This window comes from Marinobacter sp. R17, from assembly GCF_003789045.1.
In the GTDB taxonomy this organism is placed as follows: domain Bacteria; phylum Pseudomonadota; class Gammaproteobacteria; order Pseudomonadales; family Oleiphilaceae; genus Marinobacter_A; species Marinobacter_A mangrovi.
In genome coordinates this window covers 1-18,241 of record NZ_RHGZ01000013.1, presented here as the reverse complement: position 1 = coordinate 18,241, position 18,241 = coordinate 1, and the positions used below count along the sequence as shown (strand labels likewise).

The 18,241-nt window shown below is 61.4% G+C and carries 14 protein-coding genes; 5 read left to right on the top strand and 9 right to left on the bottom strand.

Translation table 11 applies throughout. The features are described from left to right. Positions 1–45: 45 nt before the first annotated feature. The 5 genes from pheA to EB809_RS10790 all read right to left on the bottom strand — a co-directional run bounded on the left by pheA (position 46) and on the right by EB809_RS10790 (position 6,543). A complete protein-coding gene (gene pheA, locus EB809_RS10810) occupies positions 46–1,143 on the bottom strand; it encodes a prephenate dehydratase (protein WP_123634836.1) in 1,098 nt (365 codons plus the stop codon). 2 nt (positions 1,144–1,145) lie between these two features. Beyond that, complete coding sequence (gene serC / locus EB809_RS10805; RefSeq protein WP_123634835.1) at positions 1,146–2,228, bottom strand: 3-phosphoserine/phosphohydroxythreonine transaminase; 1,083 nt, start codon at positions 2,226–2,228, stop codon at positions 1,146–1,148. A 41-nt stretch (positions 2,229–2,269) separates the two neighbouring features. Next, the gene (gyrA, locus tag EB809_RS10800) at positions 2,270–4,885 is read right to left on the bottom strand and encodes a DNA gyrase subunit A (protein WP_123634834.1); all 2,616 of its coding nucleotides are present in this window, start codon (positions 4,883–4,885) and stop codon (positions 2,270–2,272) included. A gap of 298 nt (positions 4,886–5,183) precedes the next feature. Next, the gene (gene purU / locus EB809_RS10795; RefSeq protein ID WP_123634833.1) at positions 5,184–6,038 is read right to left on the bottom strand and encodes a formyltetrahydrofolate deformylase; all 855 of its coding nucleotides are present in this window, start codon (positions 6,036–6,038) and stop codon (positions 5,184–5,186) included. A gap of 163 nt (positions 6,039–6,201) precedes the next feature. Further along, on the bottom strand, positions 6,202–6,543 hold the full coding sequence (locus EB809_RS10790) for a 4a-hydroxytetrahydrobiopterin dehydratase (RefSeq protein WP_123634832.1): 342 nt from the start codon (positions 6,541–6,543) through the stop codon (positions 6,202–6,204). Positions 6,544–6,681: 138 nt separating this feature from the next. Here EB809_RS10790 and imuA point away from each other — a divergent pair, with 138 nt between their 5' ends. The 3 genes from imuA to EB809_RS10775 are packed head-to-tail and all read left to right on the top strand — an operon-like array spanning position 6,682 to position 11,906. Then, on the top strand, positions 6,682–7,374 hold the full coding sequence (gene imuA, locus EB809_RS10785; RefSeq protein WP_123634831.1) for a translesion DNA synthesis-associated protein ImuA: 693 nt from the start codon (positions 6,682–6,684) through the stop codon (positions 7,372–7,374). Positions 7,375–7,382: 8 nt separating this feature from the next. Beyond that, a complete protein-coding gene (locus tag EB809_RS10780) occupies positions 7,383–8,795 on the top strand; it encodes a Y-family DNA polymerase (protein ID WP_123634830.1) in 1,413 nt (470 codons plus the stop codon). A 6-nt stretch (positions 8,796–8,801) separates the two neighbouring features. Beyond that, entirely contained in the window at positions 8,802–11,906 is a 3,105-nt protein-coding gene (locus tag EB809_RS10775; RefSeq protein WP_123634829.1) for an error-prone DNA polymerase, read from the top strand. A gap of 12 nt (positions 11,907–11,918) precedes the next feature. Here the strand turns inward: EB809_RS10775 and EB809_RS10770 are convergent, their stop codons facing one another. Next, positions 11,919–12,818: a LysR family transcriptional regulator gene (locus EB809_RS10770; protein WP_123634828.1), complete on the bottom strand. Its 900-nt coding sequence runs from the start codon at positions 12,816–12,818 to the stop codon at positions 11,919–11,921. Between the two features lie 165 nt (positions 12,819–12,983). Here EB809_RS10770 and EB809_RS10765 point away from each other — a divergent pair, with 165 nt between their 5' ends. Then, positions 12,984–13,424 (top strand): DoxX family protein, encoded by a 441-nt coding sequence (locus EB809_RS10765; RefSeq protein WP_123634827.1) that lies wholly within the window; start codon positions 12,984–12,986, stop codon positions 13,422–13,424. Between the two features lie 176 nt (positions 13,425–13,600). Here the strand turns inward: EB809_RS10765 and EB809_RS10760 are convergent, their stop codons facing one another. Genes EB809_RS10760 through EB809_RS10750 form a run of 3 tightly spaced genes read right to left on the bottom strand, consistent with a single transcriptional unit; the run spans position 13,601 to position 17,022 of the window. Further along, the gene (locus EB809_RS10760) at positions 13,601–14,923 is read right to left on the bottom strand and encodes a sodium ion-translocating decarboxylase subunit beta (RefSeq protein WP_223807915.1); all 1,323 of its coding nucleotides are present in this window, start codon (positions 14,921–14,923) and stop codon (positions 13,601–13,603) included. 11 nt (positions 14,924–14,934) lie between these two features. Then, entirely contained in the window at positions 14,935–16,731 is a 1,797-nt protein-coding gene (oadA, locus tag EB809_RS10755; protein WP_123634826.1) for a sodium-extruding oxaloacetate decarboxylase subunit alpha, read from the bottom strand. Positions 16,732–16,770: 39 nt separating this feature from the next. Further along, the gene (locus EB809_RS10750) at positions 16,771–17,022 is read right to left on the bottom strand and encodes an OadG family protein (RefSeq protein ID WP_123634825.1); all 252 of its coding nucleotides are present in this window, start codon (positions 17,020–17,022) and stop codon (positions 16,771–16,773) included. A 384-nt stretch (positions 17,023–17,406) separates the two neighbouring features. Between EB809_RS10750 and EB809_RS10745 the strand changes: the two genes are divergently transcribed. After that, a complete protein-coding gene (locus tag EB809_RS10745; RefSeq protein ID WP_123634824.1) occupies positions 17,407–17,913 on the top strand; it encodes a CHRD domain-containing protein in 507 nt (168 codons plus the stop codon). The last annotated feature ends 328 nt before the right edge of the window (positions 17,914–18,241 follow it).

Genomic DNA, 18,241 nt, shown 5'->3' with positions numbered 1-18,241 from the left:
GGAGCGGGCGGGACGGGCGCCCGCCCTCTTCTCGCAATGCGGGGATCAGAGCACGCCGATGGGATAGGAGCCCAGGCGCTTCAGTTCGACGGCCTCATTTTCGATTTCACCAAGCACGGTCTGGACCTGCGGATCGTCCACATGAGCCTCGAAATCAATATAGAAGACGTACGCCCAGGTCCCGCTCGGCGACGGCCGGGTTTCCAGGCGGGTCAGGCTCAGGCCGTGACGATGGAACGGTTCCAGCAGCTCATAGAGCGCGCCCGGTTTATTACGCATGGAGACCAGGATCGACGACTTGTCGTGACCGCTGGGCCCGACTTCCTCACGCCCGATAATCAGGAAGCGCGTCGTGTTGTCCGGACGATCCTCAATCGTGGCCGCCAGTTTGCGCAGGCCGTACAGCTCGGCTGCCATATCGCCAGCGATCGCCGCCGCCCCCGGTTCACTTGAAGCCCGCCGGGCCGCCTCGGCGTTACTGCTCACCGCCACGCGTTCAACGCCATGCCAGTGGGCATCGAGCCATTGACGGCACTGGGCGAACGACTGCTGGTGGGAATAAATGCGGGTAATCGCCTGGTCATCGGTGCCTTCCGCCGCCAGCAAGTGGTGGTGGATGCGCAACTGGACCTCCCCGCAGATCTTGAGCGGCGAGCCGATGAACATATCCAGGGTGTGATTGATCATGCCCTCGGTGGAGTTCTCCACCGGCACCACGCCGTAATGGGCCGCGCCGGACTCGACTTCCCGAAACACGTCATCGATAGCCGGCAGCGGCACGCTGATCACCGAGTGCCCGAAATGCTTGAGCGCAGCCGCCTGCGTAAAGGTGCCTTCCGGGCCGAGGAATGCGATGTGCATCGGCTTTTCCAGGGCCAGGCAGGCCGACATGATTTCACGGAACAGACGCGCCATTTCCTCGCCGGACAGCGGCCCCGGATTCTCAGCCTTGATGCGCCTCAGGACCTGGGCCTCACGCTCCGGACGATAGAAAAACACGTCTTCGTTGGGGCGCGATGCCATTTTGACGTGCGCCACTTCCTGGGCACACTGGGCCCGCGCACTGATCAGGTCCATGATCTGCTTGTCGAGGCTGTCGATCCGGTCGCGCAGCTCCGCCAGGCGGGTCTGTTCGTCGCTCATGGTCAGGCCCGCTCCTTCTCGAAGGTTTGCATGTAATCGATCAGCGCATCGATACCCTCTTCCGGCATGGCGTTGTAGATCGACGCGCGCATGCCACCGACGGTGCGATGGCCCTTGAGATTGAGCAGGTTGCGCTCTTCGGCGCCTTTCAGGAAGGCACTGTTCAGGCTGTCGTCCACCAGGGTGAATGGCACGTTCATCCAGGACCGGAAGCGCGGCTCGATCGGATTGGCGTAGAAGCCGCTGGCGTCGATGTAGCCGTAGAGTTTGTCGGCCTTACGCTTGTTGATCTCACCCATGACCTGCACGCCACCGCGCGCCTTGAGCCACTTGAACACGAGTCCCGCCAGGTACCAGGAATAAGTGGCCGGCGTGTTGTACATGGAATCGTTGTCGGCGATCACCCGGTAATCCAGCATGGTCGGCGTCTGAGCGCGGGCGTGACCCAGCAGATCCTTGCGAATGACCACCACCACCAGACCGGACGGCCCGATGTTCTTCTGGGCGCCGGCGTAGATGAGGCCGAAGCGGGAAATATCCAGCGGCCGCGACAGCATGGTGGAGGACATGTCCGCCACCAGCGGTACCGACCCGCTGTCCGGGATGAAATCGTATTCCAGGCCGCCGATGGTCTCGTTCGGCGTGTAATGCAAGTAAGCCGCGTCGGGATTGGTCTGCCAGGCGGACTGATCCGGAATGGTGGTAAAGCCGTCGGCTTCGCTTGAGGCAGCCACGTTCACATCGGCAAAGCGCCTGGCCTCGGCAATGGCCTTCTTGGACCAGATCCCGGTGTTGATGTAATCCGCCGACGTTTTGTCTCCGAGGAGGTTCAGCGGCACGGTCGCGAACTGACTGCTGGCCCCGCCCTGCATGAACAGGACCGCGTAGTCGTCGGAGACGCCCGCGAGCTCACGCAGGTCCTGCTCCGCCTCTTTGGCGATCGCCACAAACTCGTCGCTGCGGTGGCTCATTTCCATCACCGACATGCCCGTGCCGCGCCAATCCAGCATTTCCTCGCGGGCCTGTTGCAGCACTTCGGTCGGCAGGGTCGCCGGACCGGCACAGAAATTATACGCTCTGCTCATTACCGCCTGTTCTCTCCTCGTTGCTTGGGGAAGAGGACCTCTCAGTCCGCATCACCTCCGGTTTCCGGCGCATCGGTCGCGTCCGTACCGCCTTCACCGTCACCGTCGATCTCTTCGTCTTCGTCGTCGCTTTCCGCAATCCGCTGGACCGCGACCAGACGCTCGTCTTCCTGGGTCAACCGGATCAGGCGCACGCCCTGGGTGTTCCGGCTCAGCAGGGAAACCTCTTCTGTGCTGGAGCGCACCAGCGTGCCCTTGTCGGAGATGAGCATCATCTCGTCACCCTCGAACACCTGGGTTGCCGCGACCAGGTTACCGTTCCGGTCGGAGCACTGCATGGCGATGACGCCCTGACTGCCGCGACTGTAGGCCGGGAACTCGTCCAACTGGGTCCGCTTGCCGTAGCCGTTTTCACTGGCCGTCAGGATCATGCCGTTTTCTTCCGGAATGATCAGGGACACCACCGTGTGGCCTGCCGGCATCTTGATGCCCCGGACACCACGTGCGGTCCGGCCCATGGCGCGCACCTGCTCTTCCTGGAAGCGCACGGCCTTGCCGGCGGAGGAGAACAGCATGACTTCGGACTGGCCGGCCGTGATCGCAGCACCAATCAGGGTATCGCCCTCATCCAGCGACAGGGCAATCAAACCACTGCTGCGCGGACGCGAGAAATTCGGCAGCGGCGTTTTCTTGACCACGCCAGCCGACGTCGCCATCAGGACATAGTGGTCTTCCGGGTAGTCCCGCACCGGCAGGAAGGTGGTGATGCGCTCATCGTCGTCCAACGGCAGGATATTGACCATCGGCCGTCCACGTGCCGCACGGCTGGCCTGGGGAATTTCGAAGACCCGCAGCCAGTACACCTTACCCTTGTTGGTAAAACACAGGATGGTGTCGTGGGAGTTGGCGACCAGCAGCTTCTCGATGAAATCCTCTTCCTTCATGGCGGTCGAGGAACGGCCCCGTCCACCACGGCGCTGGGCCTGGTAGGCTTCCACCGGCTGGGTCTTGGCGTAGCCGTTATGGGAAATGGTCACTACCAGGTCTTCTTCGTCGATCAGATCCGCGATGGTCAGGTCACGACGGGAAGTGGTGATCTCGGTACGGCGTTCGTCACCGAAATCCTTGACCACGGCTTCCAGTTCTTCGCGGATGACCTCCATCAGACGCGCCGGCTCGCTCAGGATATGAATCAGCTCGGCGATCTTGTCGAGGATTTCCTTGTACTCGTTCTGCAGCTTCTCGGTCTCCAGACCGGTCAGGCGATGCAGACGCAGATCCAGGATTGCCTGGGCCTGCTCCGGTGACAGGTGATAGAGCCCGTCGCGCATGCCGAAGATTTCCGGCAGGTCGTCGGGGCGGCAGGCGTCCTGGCCGGCGCGTTCCAGCATGTCGGAAACCTGGCCCGGCTCCCAGCCCTTGGCGATCAGCTTTTCTTTCGCTTCTGCTGCGGACGGTGACTGCTTGATCAGCTCGATGACTTCATCGATGTTGGCCAGCGCAACCGTCAGACCTTCCAGGATATGACCGCGTTCACGGGCCTTGCGCAGCTCGTAGATGGTCCGGCGGGTCACCACTTCGCGGCGGTGACGGACGAACGCGTCAAGGATTTCCTTCAGGTTGAGAATCTTCGGCTCACCGTTGATCAGGGCGACCATATTGATGCCGAAGACGGTTTCCAACTGGGTGTGGGCAAACAGGTTGTTGACCACGACTTCGGCATTCTCGCCCCGACGCAGCTCGATGACGACGCGAATGCCTTCCTTATTCGACTCGTCACGCAGCTCGGAGATGCCTTCAATCCGCTTTTCCTTGACCAGCTCGGCGATCTTCTCGATCAGACGCGCCTTGTTCAGCTGGTACGGCAGCTCGGTAATGATGATGGCCTCGCGACCGGTCTTCTTGTCGACCTCGATCTCGTGGCGGGCGCGGATATAGATGCGGCCCCGGCCTGTGCGATAGGCCTCGATAATGCCGGCGCGGCCGCTGATGATGCCTTCGGTCGGGAAATCCGGACCAGGAATGTACTCCATCAGCTCATCTATGGTGATGTCCTGGTTGTCGATCAGCGCGAGACAGCCATTGACCACTTCGGTCAGGTTGTGCGGCGGGATGTTGGTCGCCATGCCCACAGCGATACCCGAGGAACCGTTGACCAGCAGGTTGGGTACGCGCGTCGGCAGAACGTCTGGAATGTGCTCAGTGCCGTCGTAGTTGGGGACGAAATCGACGGTTTCCTTGTCCAGATCCGCCAGCAACGAATGGGAGATTTTCTCCATGCGGATTTCGGTGTAACGCATGGCGGCCGCGTTATCACCGTCGATGGAGCCAAAGTTGCCCTGACCATCGACCAGCGGGTAGCGCAGCGAAAAAGGCTGAGCCATCCGGACGATGGTGTCGTAAACCGCTGAGTCACCGTGCGGGTGGTATTTACCGATGACGTCACCCACCACACGGGCGGATTTCTTGTAGGCCTTGTTCCAGTCGTTACCCAGCTCCGACATCGCGAACAGGGTGCGACGGTGAACCGGCTTCAGGCCGTCCCGGACGTCCGGCAGAGCCCGCCCGACGATAACGCTCATGGCGTAGTCGAGGTAGGACTGTTTCAGCTCTTCTTCAATATTTACGGGCAGGATCTCTTTGGCTAATTCACCCATCGAGAAAGGTTCCTTTGCGTTTGCTGGAAGTCGTCACTGTATGGAATTGCGAACGGGTCATCCTCGGGCATCAGGTGCGCGGGGACGCGAAAGGCGTTCTGCAGGGGCGCCATACTCGACGCTGTCTTTGTCTCCCGGGATGAATCACCTCTTTCGCACGTGAGAGGCTTCCTCGGGCGCATTTATAAGCCGTCGATCATACCACAATCGGGGGCTCAGGGTGACAGGGAAATGACGTCTAAATGAAGCAGGAGGGGGAAATTTCCGGAGGTCGGACGACCTCCGGAGAGAACGCGGATCAGCTGAAGACGACGGTCTTGTTCTCGTGGGTGATGACCCGGTCTTCGATGTGGGCACGCAGTCCCCGGGCCAGCACGTTTTTCTCCACGTCCTTACCCAGGCGCACCATATCGTCGATGGTGTCGCTGTGGTTCACCCGGATCACGTCCTGCTCGATGATCGGCCCCTCGTCCAGGTCCTGCGTCACGTAGTGGCAGGTTGCCCCGATCAGCTTCACACCGCGGCTGTAGGCCTGGTGATAGGGGCGCGCACCGGCGAACGACGGCAGGAAGCTGTGGTGGATGTTGATCACCTTGCCCGCGTACTGCTCGCACACTTCCGGCGGCAGGATCTGCATGTAACGGGCGAGCACGATGACATCGGCCTGATAGCGGGCAAACAGCTCGCTGATCTCGGCAAACGCTTCCGGCTTGTTGTCTTTGGTCACCGGCACATGGTGATAGGGAATGTCGTGCCACTCGACCATCCGGCGCAGATCGTCGTGATTGGAGATGACCGCGGCAATTTCCGCATTGAGCTCCTTGCTGTGCCAGCGATGCAGCAGATCCGCCAGGCAATGGGACTCCTTGGAACACATCAGCACCACTTTCTTGGGCGATGCGGAATCGGCGATGTGCCAGGTCATGTCGAATTCACGGGCAATCGGCTCGAACGCCGCGCGGAACTGGTCAAGACCGAACGGAATGGAACTGGCCTTGATCTCGTGCCGCATAAAGAACCAGCCGGCCTGGTTGTCGGCGTGGTGGCTGGCTTCGGTGATCCAGCCGTTGTAGGTAGTCAGGAAGTTACTGACCTTGGCCACGATGCCGACCCGGTCAGGACAGGAAATCACCAGACGATATGTATGTTCCATGCGTTATCACAGCCATGCGGAAGGACGGTGCTCGCGAGCGTTTGCAGCACGGCCCCTCGTTCGAAATCAGGTCCGGAGGCACAGGCCTCCAACGAAACGCTGCATGATAACGGATTGTCCGGGCCGGCGTAAGCCACCGACCCGACGGGGAATACCGAGACGGTCAAGCGTGTGTCAACTCATCGGTCCGGGCCGCCATGATGAAATCATTGCGGTGCAGCCCGCCGATCTTGTGGGTCCACCAGTACACGGTCACCTTGCCGTACTCCGTGAGCAGGGCCGGGTGATGACCTTCCGACTCGGCCAGCTCCCCGACCTTGTTGGTAAAGGCCAGGGCCTGGGCAAAATCCTTGAACCGGAACACCCGCTCCAGCCGGCGTTCGCCCTCCATCTTCACGACAAACCAGTCCGGCAAATGGCCACTGAGGGTATTGATCTCCTGCTCGGTCACCTCGGGAGCATCGGCGCGGCAGGCTTCGCAGGATTCAGATTTCAGATCTGACATAGCGTCCTCCTTGGTTTGCGAATGTTTCTCAGCATCCTGTTCACACACTGCGCCCGGCTGGCAACCGGGTCAACCCTTTGCAAATCCGTCAGCGCCCAATATACTGTATAAATAAACAGTATCGTGACGAGCAACGCAATGAGTGACCTTCTCGACAAACTGATCGACAACGCCCAGGTCTGGCAAGCCAGCCGCCAGAGACAGACCGTCCGCCCGGGCGCCGAAAGCACCGGCTACGCCGCCCTGGATGCCTATCTCCCCGGCGGCGGCTGGCCGCGGGGCGCGATGATCGAATGCCTGACCGATGCCCCCGGCATCGGCGAGCTGCGTCTGATGCTGCCGGCCCTGCAACGAATGACCCGGGCCGGCCAGACCGTTTTCTGGATTGATGCCCCTCACATACCCTATGCGCCGGCCCTGGCCCGGGCCGATGTGGACATCCGCCAACTCATCACGATCCAGACACAGAGCCGCGAGGACCAACTCTGGACCCTTGAGAACTGCCTGCGCTCCCCCGGCACGGGGCTCGCCATGGTCTGGCTGGACAGCGCCAGGCGCAGCGACATCCGCCGCATCCAGCTGGCCGCCGAAGCCGGTAACAGCCTCTGCATCCTGTTCCGCCACAGCCGTCACGCCGACCAGCAGTCACCGGCGGCCCTGCGGCTGCAACTCACCCCCGGCGAGAATGACGGACAGCTCTGCCCGGATATCCTCAAGCGCCGCGGGGGCTGGCCCGTCAGCGACCTGCAACTGGCCATACCACCCGTCGTGACGCAGCGCCCGGAGCCGGCCAGTAACGTGATCCAAGGCCCCTGGTCACAGTCGCACTGAGGCGATCCATGCTGTGGCTTTACCTGCACTTCCCCTATCTGCTGCTGGAGCACTTCCAGCAGAGCGAGACCGCGTCCCGCCCCATGGCGCTGATCGGCGGGCACCCGCCCCGGATCATCCAGCTCAACCCGGAAGCGGCCCGGGCCGGCGTGGCCGAAGGGCAAAGCCCCCAGACGGCGTCAGCTCTGGCCGACAACCTGCACCTGATTGCAGCCGATATGGAAGAGCAGACCGGTGTACTGGACCAACAGGCCGTCTGGCTGTACCGGCATGCGGCCCGCATCATCCTGTATCCACCGGATGGCATCCTGGCCGAAGCAGGCAGCCTGAGACGACTGCACGGCGGCCTGCAGGGCCTCTGGAAAAAGCTTCGGAGCGAACTGGACCAGCGCCGCCTGACCGCCCATCTCGCCTGCGGCCTGACGCCCCGGGCGGCACGCATCCTGGCCCGGGATCGTCGCGGTCACTGTACGGACGACGCCCAAACCCTGCGCCAGTCCCTCGACACACTTCCCGTCGAAGCCGCCGATCTGGATGAAAAGACCACCGAGCGCCTGCAGCGCATGGGCCTGCACACCCTGGGTCCTGTCCTGGCCCTGCCCGATCGCGAATTGGCCCGGCGCCTGGGACCGGAAACCGCCCAGCACCTGCAGCAGATCGAGGGCCGCGCCGTCGATCCCCAGACCGACTGGCAACCTCCCCCCTACTTCCACCGGCGCCTGGATTTCGCCGAAGACGTGGAGCACAGCAGCGGCCTGCTCTTCCCGCTGCAGCGGGCACTGCAGGAGCTGGATGCCGAGCTCTGCTGGCGTCAGCAACAGACCGACACCCTGCAGCTGGAAATCCGCCACCGCCGGCGACCGGTGACACCCCTGCAGATCCGCTCGACGGCACCGGAGCACCGGGCGAATGCGTTCCTGGAACTGGCTCGCCTGAAACTGGATCGCCATCAGCTGGAAGCCCCGGCCACCGGCCTGTCCCTCAAGGTTCGACGCTTCCTTGATCGACACACGCCCCGGGGCGACGACCTGTTCGGCGACACAGGCCAGCATCAGGAAGAGGCCCGCCAGCACCTGCTTAGCCGGCTCCAGGCCCGACTCGGAGAAGAAGCCCTGCACAGCCTGGCCCTGAACCCCGATCATCGGCCGGAGCAGGCCTGGCGAGCCACGCCGGTGTCCAGCGGCCGCCCTTCCCCAGCCCGGACGGCGCCACGTCGCCCGCTCTGGCTGTTACGCCAACCCCAGCCGCTCCGGGAAATGCCCTGCACCTGGCTGGCCGGCCCCGAACGCATCAGCGCCGGCTGGTGGGACGGGGAACGGATCCAGCGGGACTACTACATTGCCCGGCTGCACAGCGGCCAGACCGGCTGGCTGTTCCGGGATGTGAGCGGTGGCTGGTTTATTCACGGCTGGTTTGGATAAAGCCTTATGTCATACGCCGAACTTCACTGCCTGAGCAATTTCTCGTTCCTGCGGGGTGCCTCTCACCCCCAGGAGCTGGCCGAGGAAGCGGCCCGCCAGGGCTATCACGCTCTGGCCATCACCGACGAATGCTCCGTCGCCGGTATGCCCCGGGCCTATGCCGCCCTGAAGGACAGTCCGGTCAAACTGATCACCGGCAGTGAATTCCGCATTCAGTCTCCGGATCTGCAACTGGTCCTGCTGGCCCGCAGCCGCAAGGGCTATGGTCAACTCTGCCAGCTGATCACCACCGGTCGGCGCCGCGCCGAGAAAGGCCACTACGCCCTGTTTGGCGAGGACCTGGAAACCCATGCCCTGGACGAATGCCTGGCCCTCTGGCAGACCGATCCAACATCGGCAACCACACAGGCAGAATCGGGCCAGTGGCTGAAAACCCGGTTCCCGGAGCGACTCTGGATCATGGCCGAACGCACCCTGGGCGACCAGGACGGCGATAACCTGGCGCACTGGCGCCGCCTGGGCCAGCAGCTGGATCTCCCCATCGTGGCCACCGGCCATGTCCACATGCACCAGCGCAACCGTCAGCCCCTGCAGGATGTGCTGACGGCCATCCGCCAGGGCTGCACGGTCGCCGAAGCCGGCCACCACCTGTTTGCCAATGGCGAGCGCTACCTGCGCCCGGTCGATACGCTGCGCAAGCTGTTCCCCGCCGACTGGATACAGCAGAGCCTGGTGATTGCCGACCAGTGCTTTTTCTGCCCCAGTGAGCTGCGCTATCGCTATCCACCGGAAGTGGTCCCAGAAGGCCATACACCGGGCAGCTATCTGCGCGAACTGGTGGAAGACGGCATCCGCTGGCGCTTCCCGGACGGCATCCCGGCGGACAAACGCGCGCTGGTGGAGAAGGAACTCACATTGATCCGGGAGAAGGACTACGAGCCCTACTTCCTGACCATCCACGACATCGTCGAATTTGCCCGGCGCGAGAACATCCTGTGCCAGGGCCGCGGCTCCTCCGCCAACTCCATCGTCTGCTACTGCCTGGGCATCACCGAAGTCGACCCCGGCAAGGTGGAACTGCTGTTCGAGCGCTTCATTTCCGCTGACCGGGATGAACCACCGGATATCGACGTGGATTTCGAACACGAGCGGCGCGAGGAAGTCATCCAGTACATCTACCGGCGCTATGGCCGCGAGCGGGCCGCTCTCGCCGCCACGGTGATCCGCTACCGCCACCGCAGCGCCATCCGGGATGTGGGTAAGGCCCTGGGCTTTGACCTGAACCTGCTGGAGCAGCTGATCGACAAGGTGGACTGGCGCGACAAGCAGCAGGACTGGCGCGAGCAGATGCTGGAAAAAGGCATTACCCGCAGCGAGCGGGCCGTCGGCCAGTTCATCAGCCTGGTGAACACGCTGTACGGCTTCCCCCGCCATCTGTCCCAGCACGTGGGCGGCTTCGTGATCAGTGAAGGTCCGCTGGCCGAGCTGGTGCCGGTCGAGAATGCCAGCATGGCGGATCGCACCGTGATCCAGTGGGACAAGGAAGACCTGGAAAGCCTGAACCTGATGAAAGTGGACGTCCTGGCCCTGGGCATGCTGTCCGCCATCCGCAAGGCGTTCGAATGGATCGGACTGAAGGAAGGACGGCCTTTCAGCATGCCGGACGTCATCCGGGAGGACAGCCGGGTCTACGACATGCTCTGTACCGGCGACAGCATCGGCGTTTTCCAGGTGGAATCCCGGGCCCAGATCAACATGCTGCCCCGGCTCAAACCGCGGGAGTATTACGACCTGGTGATCGAAGTAGCCATCGTGCGACCGGGGCCCATCCAGGGGGACATGGTCCACCCTTACCTGAAACGGCGGGACGGCAAAGAAGAGCCGGATTATGGCTGCGACCCGGAGATCAAAGCCGTCCTCGAACGCACCAAGGGTGTTCCGATCTTTCAGGAGCAGGCCATCAAGCTCGCCATGGTCGCGGCCGACTTTACCGGCAGCGAGGCCGACAAGCTGCGACGGGCCATGGCCGCCTGGAAATCCGACGGGGATCTCACGCCGTTCAGGGGCAAGTTGATCGATGGGATGCTCGCAAAAGGCCACAGCGAAGCCTTTGCCGAAAGAATCTACACGCAGCTCAGCGGCTTCGGCGGTTATGGCTTCCCGGAATCCCACGCTGCCAGCTTTGCCCTGCTGGTCTACGTCTCGGCCTGGATCAAGCGCCACCACGCACCAGCCTTTTACTGCGCCCTGCTGAACAGCCAGCCCATGGGGTTCTATTCGCCGTCACAACTGGTGCAGGACGCCCGGCGCCATCACGTGGCCATCCACCCCATCGACGTCAATCACAGCCTCTGGGACCACACCCTGGAGAATCGGTACGAAGAGTTGCGATTGGGACTGCGGCTGGTCAAAGGGCTCAGCCAGGGCGGCGCGGAGCGGCTTGTCGCCGCCCGCCCGACAACCGGCTACGACTCGATCGAGCAGCTCCGCCAACGGGCGGCACTCGACAATCGGGATCTGGAATGCCTGGCCAGCGCGGGCGCCCTGCGCACGTTCAGCGACAACCGGCACCAGGCCCGCTGGGACATTCTGGACCACGATACCCCGGCGCCGATTTTTGCGCAGGAAGAACCCTCACAGTATGCCGTCCGCCGCTCCCGGGAAGATGGGACCATCCGCATGCCCGTGCCGTCCGAAGGCGAGGACATCCTGGAAGATTACGCCAGCCAGGGGTTGACCCTGCAACGCCACCCACTGGCGCTGCTTCGGGAGCAAGGCCAGCTGCGGCATTGCCAGACGTCTGAAAGCCTGAAGGCCTGCAGCAGCGGCCAACTGGTGCATGTTGCCGGGCTGGTGACCGGACGCCAGCGACCGGGGTCAGGCAAAGGCGTCACCTTCGTCACCCTGGAAGACGAAACCGGCAACACCAACGTGGTGGTCTGGCTGGCGACGGCTCGCCAGCAACGCCAGCCGCTGATCAAGTCGCGCCTGCTCCACGTCAAGGGCATCCTGGAGCGGGAAGGCGATATCGTGCATGTGATGGCGGGAAAGATGACCGATCTCAGCCATCTGCTGGGCTCGCTGAAGATTCGCTCAAGGGATTTCCGCTGAAGCGCGGCCCCGTTAGCCTGGGGCAATTCCACGGAAGGCCGGCCAGCGAGGATCCTCACGAAACGCTTCTGCCAGGAAATCCATGAGCACACGGATTCGGGCGACATGGCGCAGGTCGGCGTGGGTCAGCAGCCAGAGAGCACTCATGGGCGTGGTCGGCAGCTCAAGCAAGGGCTGCAGCTCAGCCCTCGCCTGATCCATCGGCAAGGCCGCCAGCCCCAATCCGGATTGGGCCAGACGCGCAATGGCATTCAACGTACTGCCGCGCATGACGATGCGTTTTTCCGGAATCTGACCGACGACCCAGCGATAGCCTGGAATGTGCATCAGGGCCGCTTCCGGACCAACCCATGGATAATCACCAGCTGCTTTGAGATTGGCCGGCCCCCCCCTCTCCTCAAGGAACTCCGGTGCTGCGAAGATCGCCCAGCCGATGTCCGTCAGCTTGCGCCCTACCAGATAATCCGGCGGACTCGACGTCGCTCGCAACGCAAGATCGGCTTCACGTCGATTGAGATCGAGATCGGTATTGGTCACCAGCACACTGACCCGGATCTCCGGGTATTGCTGGTGAAATCTCTCCAAATAATTCGGGAGGAATTCGTAGACCAGATTTTCCGGTGCCGTCAGACGCACCTCACCCCGCAACGTGACGTCCGCGCCACCGAGCAGCCGTTCCGCCCGAAAAGCTTCGGCTTCCATAAACTCCGCATGAGACCGTAACGCCTCGCCCTCGGCTGTCAGGCGATAACCGGTGCTCAAGCGCTCGAATAAACGGCAGTTGAGCTGCGACTCCAGTTGATTCAGCCGGCGATAGATCGTGCTGTGATTCACGCCCAACCGGTCCGCCGCAGCCGTTAGCGAACGGGTCCGGGCAACCATCAGGAAATCCGGTAAAAGCCCCCAATCCATGACACCCGCCCTCCCCTGAAGCGACGCCTCAAGTGCTTTGCATTATTGCAATACGACAATGCGAAATCTGCCATTCAATTTGCTGATACGCAATCTTAGAGTAGCTCCATCGAGGGCGGCTACGCCGAACCTGAATCGCGTCAACGAGACAACGAGGGCACGGACATGAACGAGCAAACCCTGCAAAACTATGGCATCACCACCCTGAGGATCAGCCTGGGGATCGTCCTGATCACGCACAGCCTGTGGCTCAAACTGATCGTCTTCACCCTGCCCGGTACGGCTTCCTTCTTTGAGAGCATCGGGCTCCCCGGTTACGCGGCCTACGTTGTTTTCCTGATCGAAGCCGTGGCCGGTATCGCCTTGGTGCTGGGAATAGAAAGCCGGTGGGCAGCATTGATCGTCGTGCCTGTTTTGGCTGGCGCCACCTGGGCCCACTCGGCTAACGGCTGGCTATTCACCAATGAGGGCGGCGGCTGGGAATACCCGCTGCTTCTTACGGTAGCTGCTCTGGCGCAAACGCTACTTGGTGATGGTGCGCTGACTTTGCGACGATCCAGCAAACCGGGACAGGTCCATGCCACTCGAAACCGGGCATTCTCCTGAGCCTAACGGTCTATCACGGCCTGCCAAGGCCGAGAGAGTGCAGACAGCCTCAAGGCTGGCGTGCTCGCCATGACCTGAAGACCTGTTGGCGACACCACTTTCAACCAAGCCGGCACGGTATGGCCAACCTAAAAAAGCCCCGCATTGGCGGGGCTTGTCGTTTTTAGCCTATCATTTCAGCCCAGCAGCTTGATCATCACCCCCGCCGCTACCGCCGAACCGATGACGCCGGCGACATTCGGGCCCATGGCATGCATCAGCAGGAAGTTGTGCGGATTCGCATCCAGGCCCACCTTGTTGGAGACCCGCGCCGCCATCGGCACCGCGGAGACACCGGCCGATCCGATCAATGGATTGATCTGCTCCTTGGTGAACACGTTCATCAGCTTGGCCATCAAAACACCGCAGGCCGTACCGACGCAGAAAGCCGCCATCCCCAGGGCCAGGATGCCCAGGGTCTGCAGATTCAGGAACTTGTCCGCACTGAGCTTGGAACCCACCGACAGGCCCAGGAAAATGGTGACCGTATTGATCAACGCATTCTGGGACGTATCGCTCAACCGCTCGACAACCCCGCACTCACGCATCAGGTTACCGAAGCAGAACATCCCCAGCAGCGGCGCCGCGTCCGGCAGGAACAGCACCACCAGCATCAGCACCACAATCGGGAAGATGATCTTCTCCTGCTTGCTGACGTGACGCAGCTGGTTCATCTTGATCGCCCGCTCCTTGGCCGACGTCAGCCCTCGCATGATCGGGGGCTGGATCATCGGCACCAGCGCCATATATGAGTAGGCCGCCACGGCAATCGCGCCCAACAAGTGCGGCGCCAGAATGCTGGAGACGTAGATGGAGGTCGGCCCGTCGGCACCGCCAATGATCCCCACGGCGGCCGCTTCAAGGATGGTAAAATCCATCGTTCCGCTGGCGTCCAGTAAAGCGGCACCGATGATGGTGCCAAAGATGCCGAATTGCGCGGCCGCCCCCAGCAGCAACGTTTTCGGGTTCGCCAGCAGCGGCCCGAAATCCGTCATTGCACCGACCCCCATAAAGATGATCAGCGGTGCGGCACCACTGGCAATGGCCACGGTGTAGAAGTTGTACAGCATGCCGTTGGCGTAGCCATGATCCACGGCGTAAGCGTTCGCCGCCGCAAGGGTCTCCACGCCGCCGGCTTTGTAGGCCTCCTTGAAGGCATGCATGACATCCGGCGTGACCGCCTGGCTGGCGTCATAAGGCACACTCAGGATCTGTCCCAATGCCGCCAGCACCTGGGGTTCGGCCATGTGAATGGCATTTTCCGCCGCCGACAGAGCGAGCCCCGCCTCCGGGATATTGGCCAGAATGCCGCCGAACCCGATGGGGATCAGCAGCAGCGGCTCAAAGCCCTTGCGAATGGCCAAAAACAGCAACAACAGACCGACGGCAATCATCACCGCCTGACCGATACTCAGATTGAACAGGCCACTGCCCGTCCACAACGTCATCATCTTGTCCATGACAGCGGCCCTTATCCGATAGTCAGCATTTCATCGCCGACGGCGACCGCGTCACCGACCTTGATGAAGACCTCACCGACGGTCCCGGCCTTGGGTGACCTGACCTCGGTTTCCATCTTCATGGCCTCGAGAATGATCAGCACATCCCCTTCTTCAACCTGCTGCCCCGGAGAAACCAGCACTTTGAAGATGTTGCCACCCAGTGGAGCGTTGACCGGCTCGCCCTCCCCGGCAGCCGGTGCCGACGCTTCGGCGTGGGACACGGTTGCGGTTGCCGTGCCGTGAGGCTGGATCTGGCTGATCTCGCCGCCTTCACTAACCGCTACCACGTAATCCTTGCCGTTGACCGATACGGTGTAGGTTTCCGGCCCACTTGCCCTGGCCGGTGCTGCGGCTGAAGTCGCGTCTTCAGCCGTTGGCGCGGGCTCGAAAGCGCCCGGATTGCCCCGGTTTTCCAGAAACTTCAGGCCAATCTGCGGAAACAGCGCATAGGTCAACACGTCGTCGACCGATTCGGCCGCCAGTTTGAAGCCCTTTTCTTCCGACAGCTTTTTCAACTCGGCGGACAACTTGTCCATCTCCGGTTCCAGCAGGTCGGCGGGGCGGCAGGTAATCTGTTCCTTGCCATCCAGCACACGTTCCTGCAACGGCTTGTTGAACGCGGCTGGCGCCGCACCGTATTCACCTTTCAGGACGGCGGCGGTTTCCTTGGAAATCGACTTGTAACGCTCACCGGTCAGGATATTCAGCACGGCCTGGGTGCCAACGATCTGGGAGGTGGGTGTGACCAGCGGGATATAACCCAGGTCTTCGCGAACCTTGGGGATTTCTTCCAGAACGGCGTCAAACTTGTCGGACGCATTCTGTTCGCGCAACTGGTTTTCCATGTTGGTGAGCATGCCGCCCGGCACCTGAGCTGTCAGTATGCGCGAATCGACGCCGCGCAGACTGCCCTCGAACTTTGCGTATTTCTTGCGCACTTCCCGAAAATATCCGGCGATGTCTTCCAGCAGATGGATATCCAGACCGGTGTCGCGCTCCGTGCCTTCGAGAATGGCAACCACCGATTCCGTCGGCGAATGCCCATAGGTCATGCTCATGGACGAAATCGCCGTATCGACGTTATCGATTCCGGCTTCCGCCGCCTTGATGGCGGTCGCCGTGGACATGCCCGTGGTGGCATGACATTGCATGTGTACCGGCACGGAGAGAGCCTTCTTGAGTTTGGTAACCAACTCGAAGGCCACATAGGGCTTTAACAGACCGGCCATATCCTTGATGGCAATCGACTCAGCGCCCATGGACTCGATTTCCTTGGCCAGATCGACCCACATATCGATGGTATGCACCGGGCTGATGGTGTAAGCAATCGTGCCCTGGGCGTGCTTGCCCACCTTGCGAACCGCCTTGATGGCCGTGTCCAGATTTCGCGGATCATTCATTGCGTCGAAAATACGGAACACGTCCACGCCGTTGTCCGCGGCGCGCTCCACAAAGCGCTCTACCACATCGTCGGCGTAGTGGCGGTAGCCCAGCAGGTTCTGGCCGCGCAGCAGCATTTGCTGCGGCGTGTTGGGCATGGCCTTTTTCAGCTCTCGGATGCGTTCCCAGGGATCTTCACCCAGGTAGCGAATACAGGCGTCAAACGTCGCACCACCCCAGGATTCCACAGACCAGAACCCGACCTTGTCGAGCTTTTCCGCGATCGGGAGCATGTCGTCGAGGCGCATGCGCGTCGCCAGCAGGGATTGATGCGCATCACGCAAGATGACATCGGTAATCCCGAGCGGTTTTTTTGTTTCTGTCATCGTGTCAGCCTTGTTGTCGGAAGTAGAAATCCATCCGCGTTATTTTTTGTGTCGAGCGCGGAATTTTGTGATCGCCAGTTTGATCGCCTCTGCCGTATCAGCGTCCACTGAAGGCGGTACAGAGGATCTGGCGCGGGAAGTTCGCGCCGGAATGGCAGGTTCAGGTGGCGCAAAGCGGGCCACAACCTTCGACATCAAGGTGGTTGCAAACACGAGAATTATCAGAAAAACAAAGACAAAGCCCATGCCTGCGACCATCAGCTCGACCGCTTTGGTCATAAGATCATTCATGGATAGATACCTGTTTTTTTATTCGGTTTTCTTTTCCGACACGCCCTACCGATTCCCCACAGAATCAATCGCATTCGGAAGGCAAAATCTTTTGTAATTTACCCGTTTGCCGACAGGCCAGCAACCAGCGCCATCCGTAGAATTACCGACATCCACTCAGACGCGCAAACCTCTTTCAGCATCGCATAGCAAACCCTCGCGATTTGTTGCCCATCGCTCTACATCCTATAACCGGCACACCACCCGGACGCCTCTGGAACGCCTTGCCGGTCTCGCGCACTCATTTTTATATGCATTTTGCATCCAGAACACCCCTTCATCCGTTTTGCCTTCAGACGGCCCACCCTTGGACCGCTCCAAACCATAACTGCCATTGGAGGCACTATGTCGATTCATCGATCTTTGACACTTGCAACCATGACCGCCGCCACCCTGACCCTGGCCGCACCCCAGTTCGCTCTCGCGGGCCACACCAATCCCGTTCTCATGACCCACCTGTCCGGTGATGCGGAAACCGGGATGGGAGACGGTGACGGCAAAGGCACAGGCTACGTGTTTGGGGTCGACGGCGACCCCAAGACACTCTGCTACGTCCTGGTCGTCCATGACATTGACCTCGTTCCAGTCAAAGACGGCATGGCTGCCCATATCCACGAGGCAGGAAAAGGCGACGATGGCGAGGTTGTGGCCAATCTGGCCGGCCCGGAAGATGGCAACGCCGGGGACTGTCTGACAGAAGGCGAGAAAGGAAAATTTCCGACGGGAGAAGCCGGCATCGTGCGGCGTATCCTGAAAAACCCCGAGCAGTTCTACATCAACGTCCACAATCCGGAACACCCCAAGGGTGCCATCCGCGGCCAACTGATGGAGACGCACGAGCACGGGATGTAGGACAGGAAGGCACAAAAAACCCCGCTCTAGGCGGGGTTCTTTGTTTGATATGGCGCGGCTAGGAGGATTATGCGGGGCTGCGCCCCTTCCCTCCGGGCCGTCGTCGCGATGCTCCGACGTTCCTCCGCGCGGCAAGCGCGCTCCGGTCGAACCTCTTTCGGTTCGAATCCCGTCGGAACTCTGCGCTACGCAAACAAAAAAGGTTCATCGCGGATTAGCGGGAAAAGAAAAGGAAGACGGCGGTAAAACGGGTTAAGTTTGCTTTCGCCAAAAACCAAACAAAAACCCATTCACCGCCGTCGTTATGAATGCTAATCCTCTTGCCTTG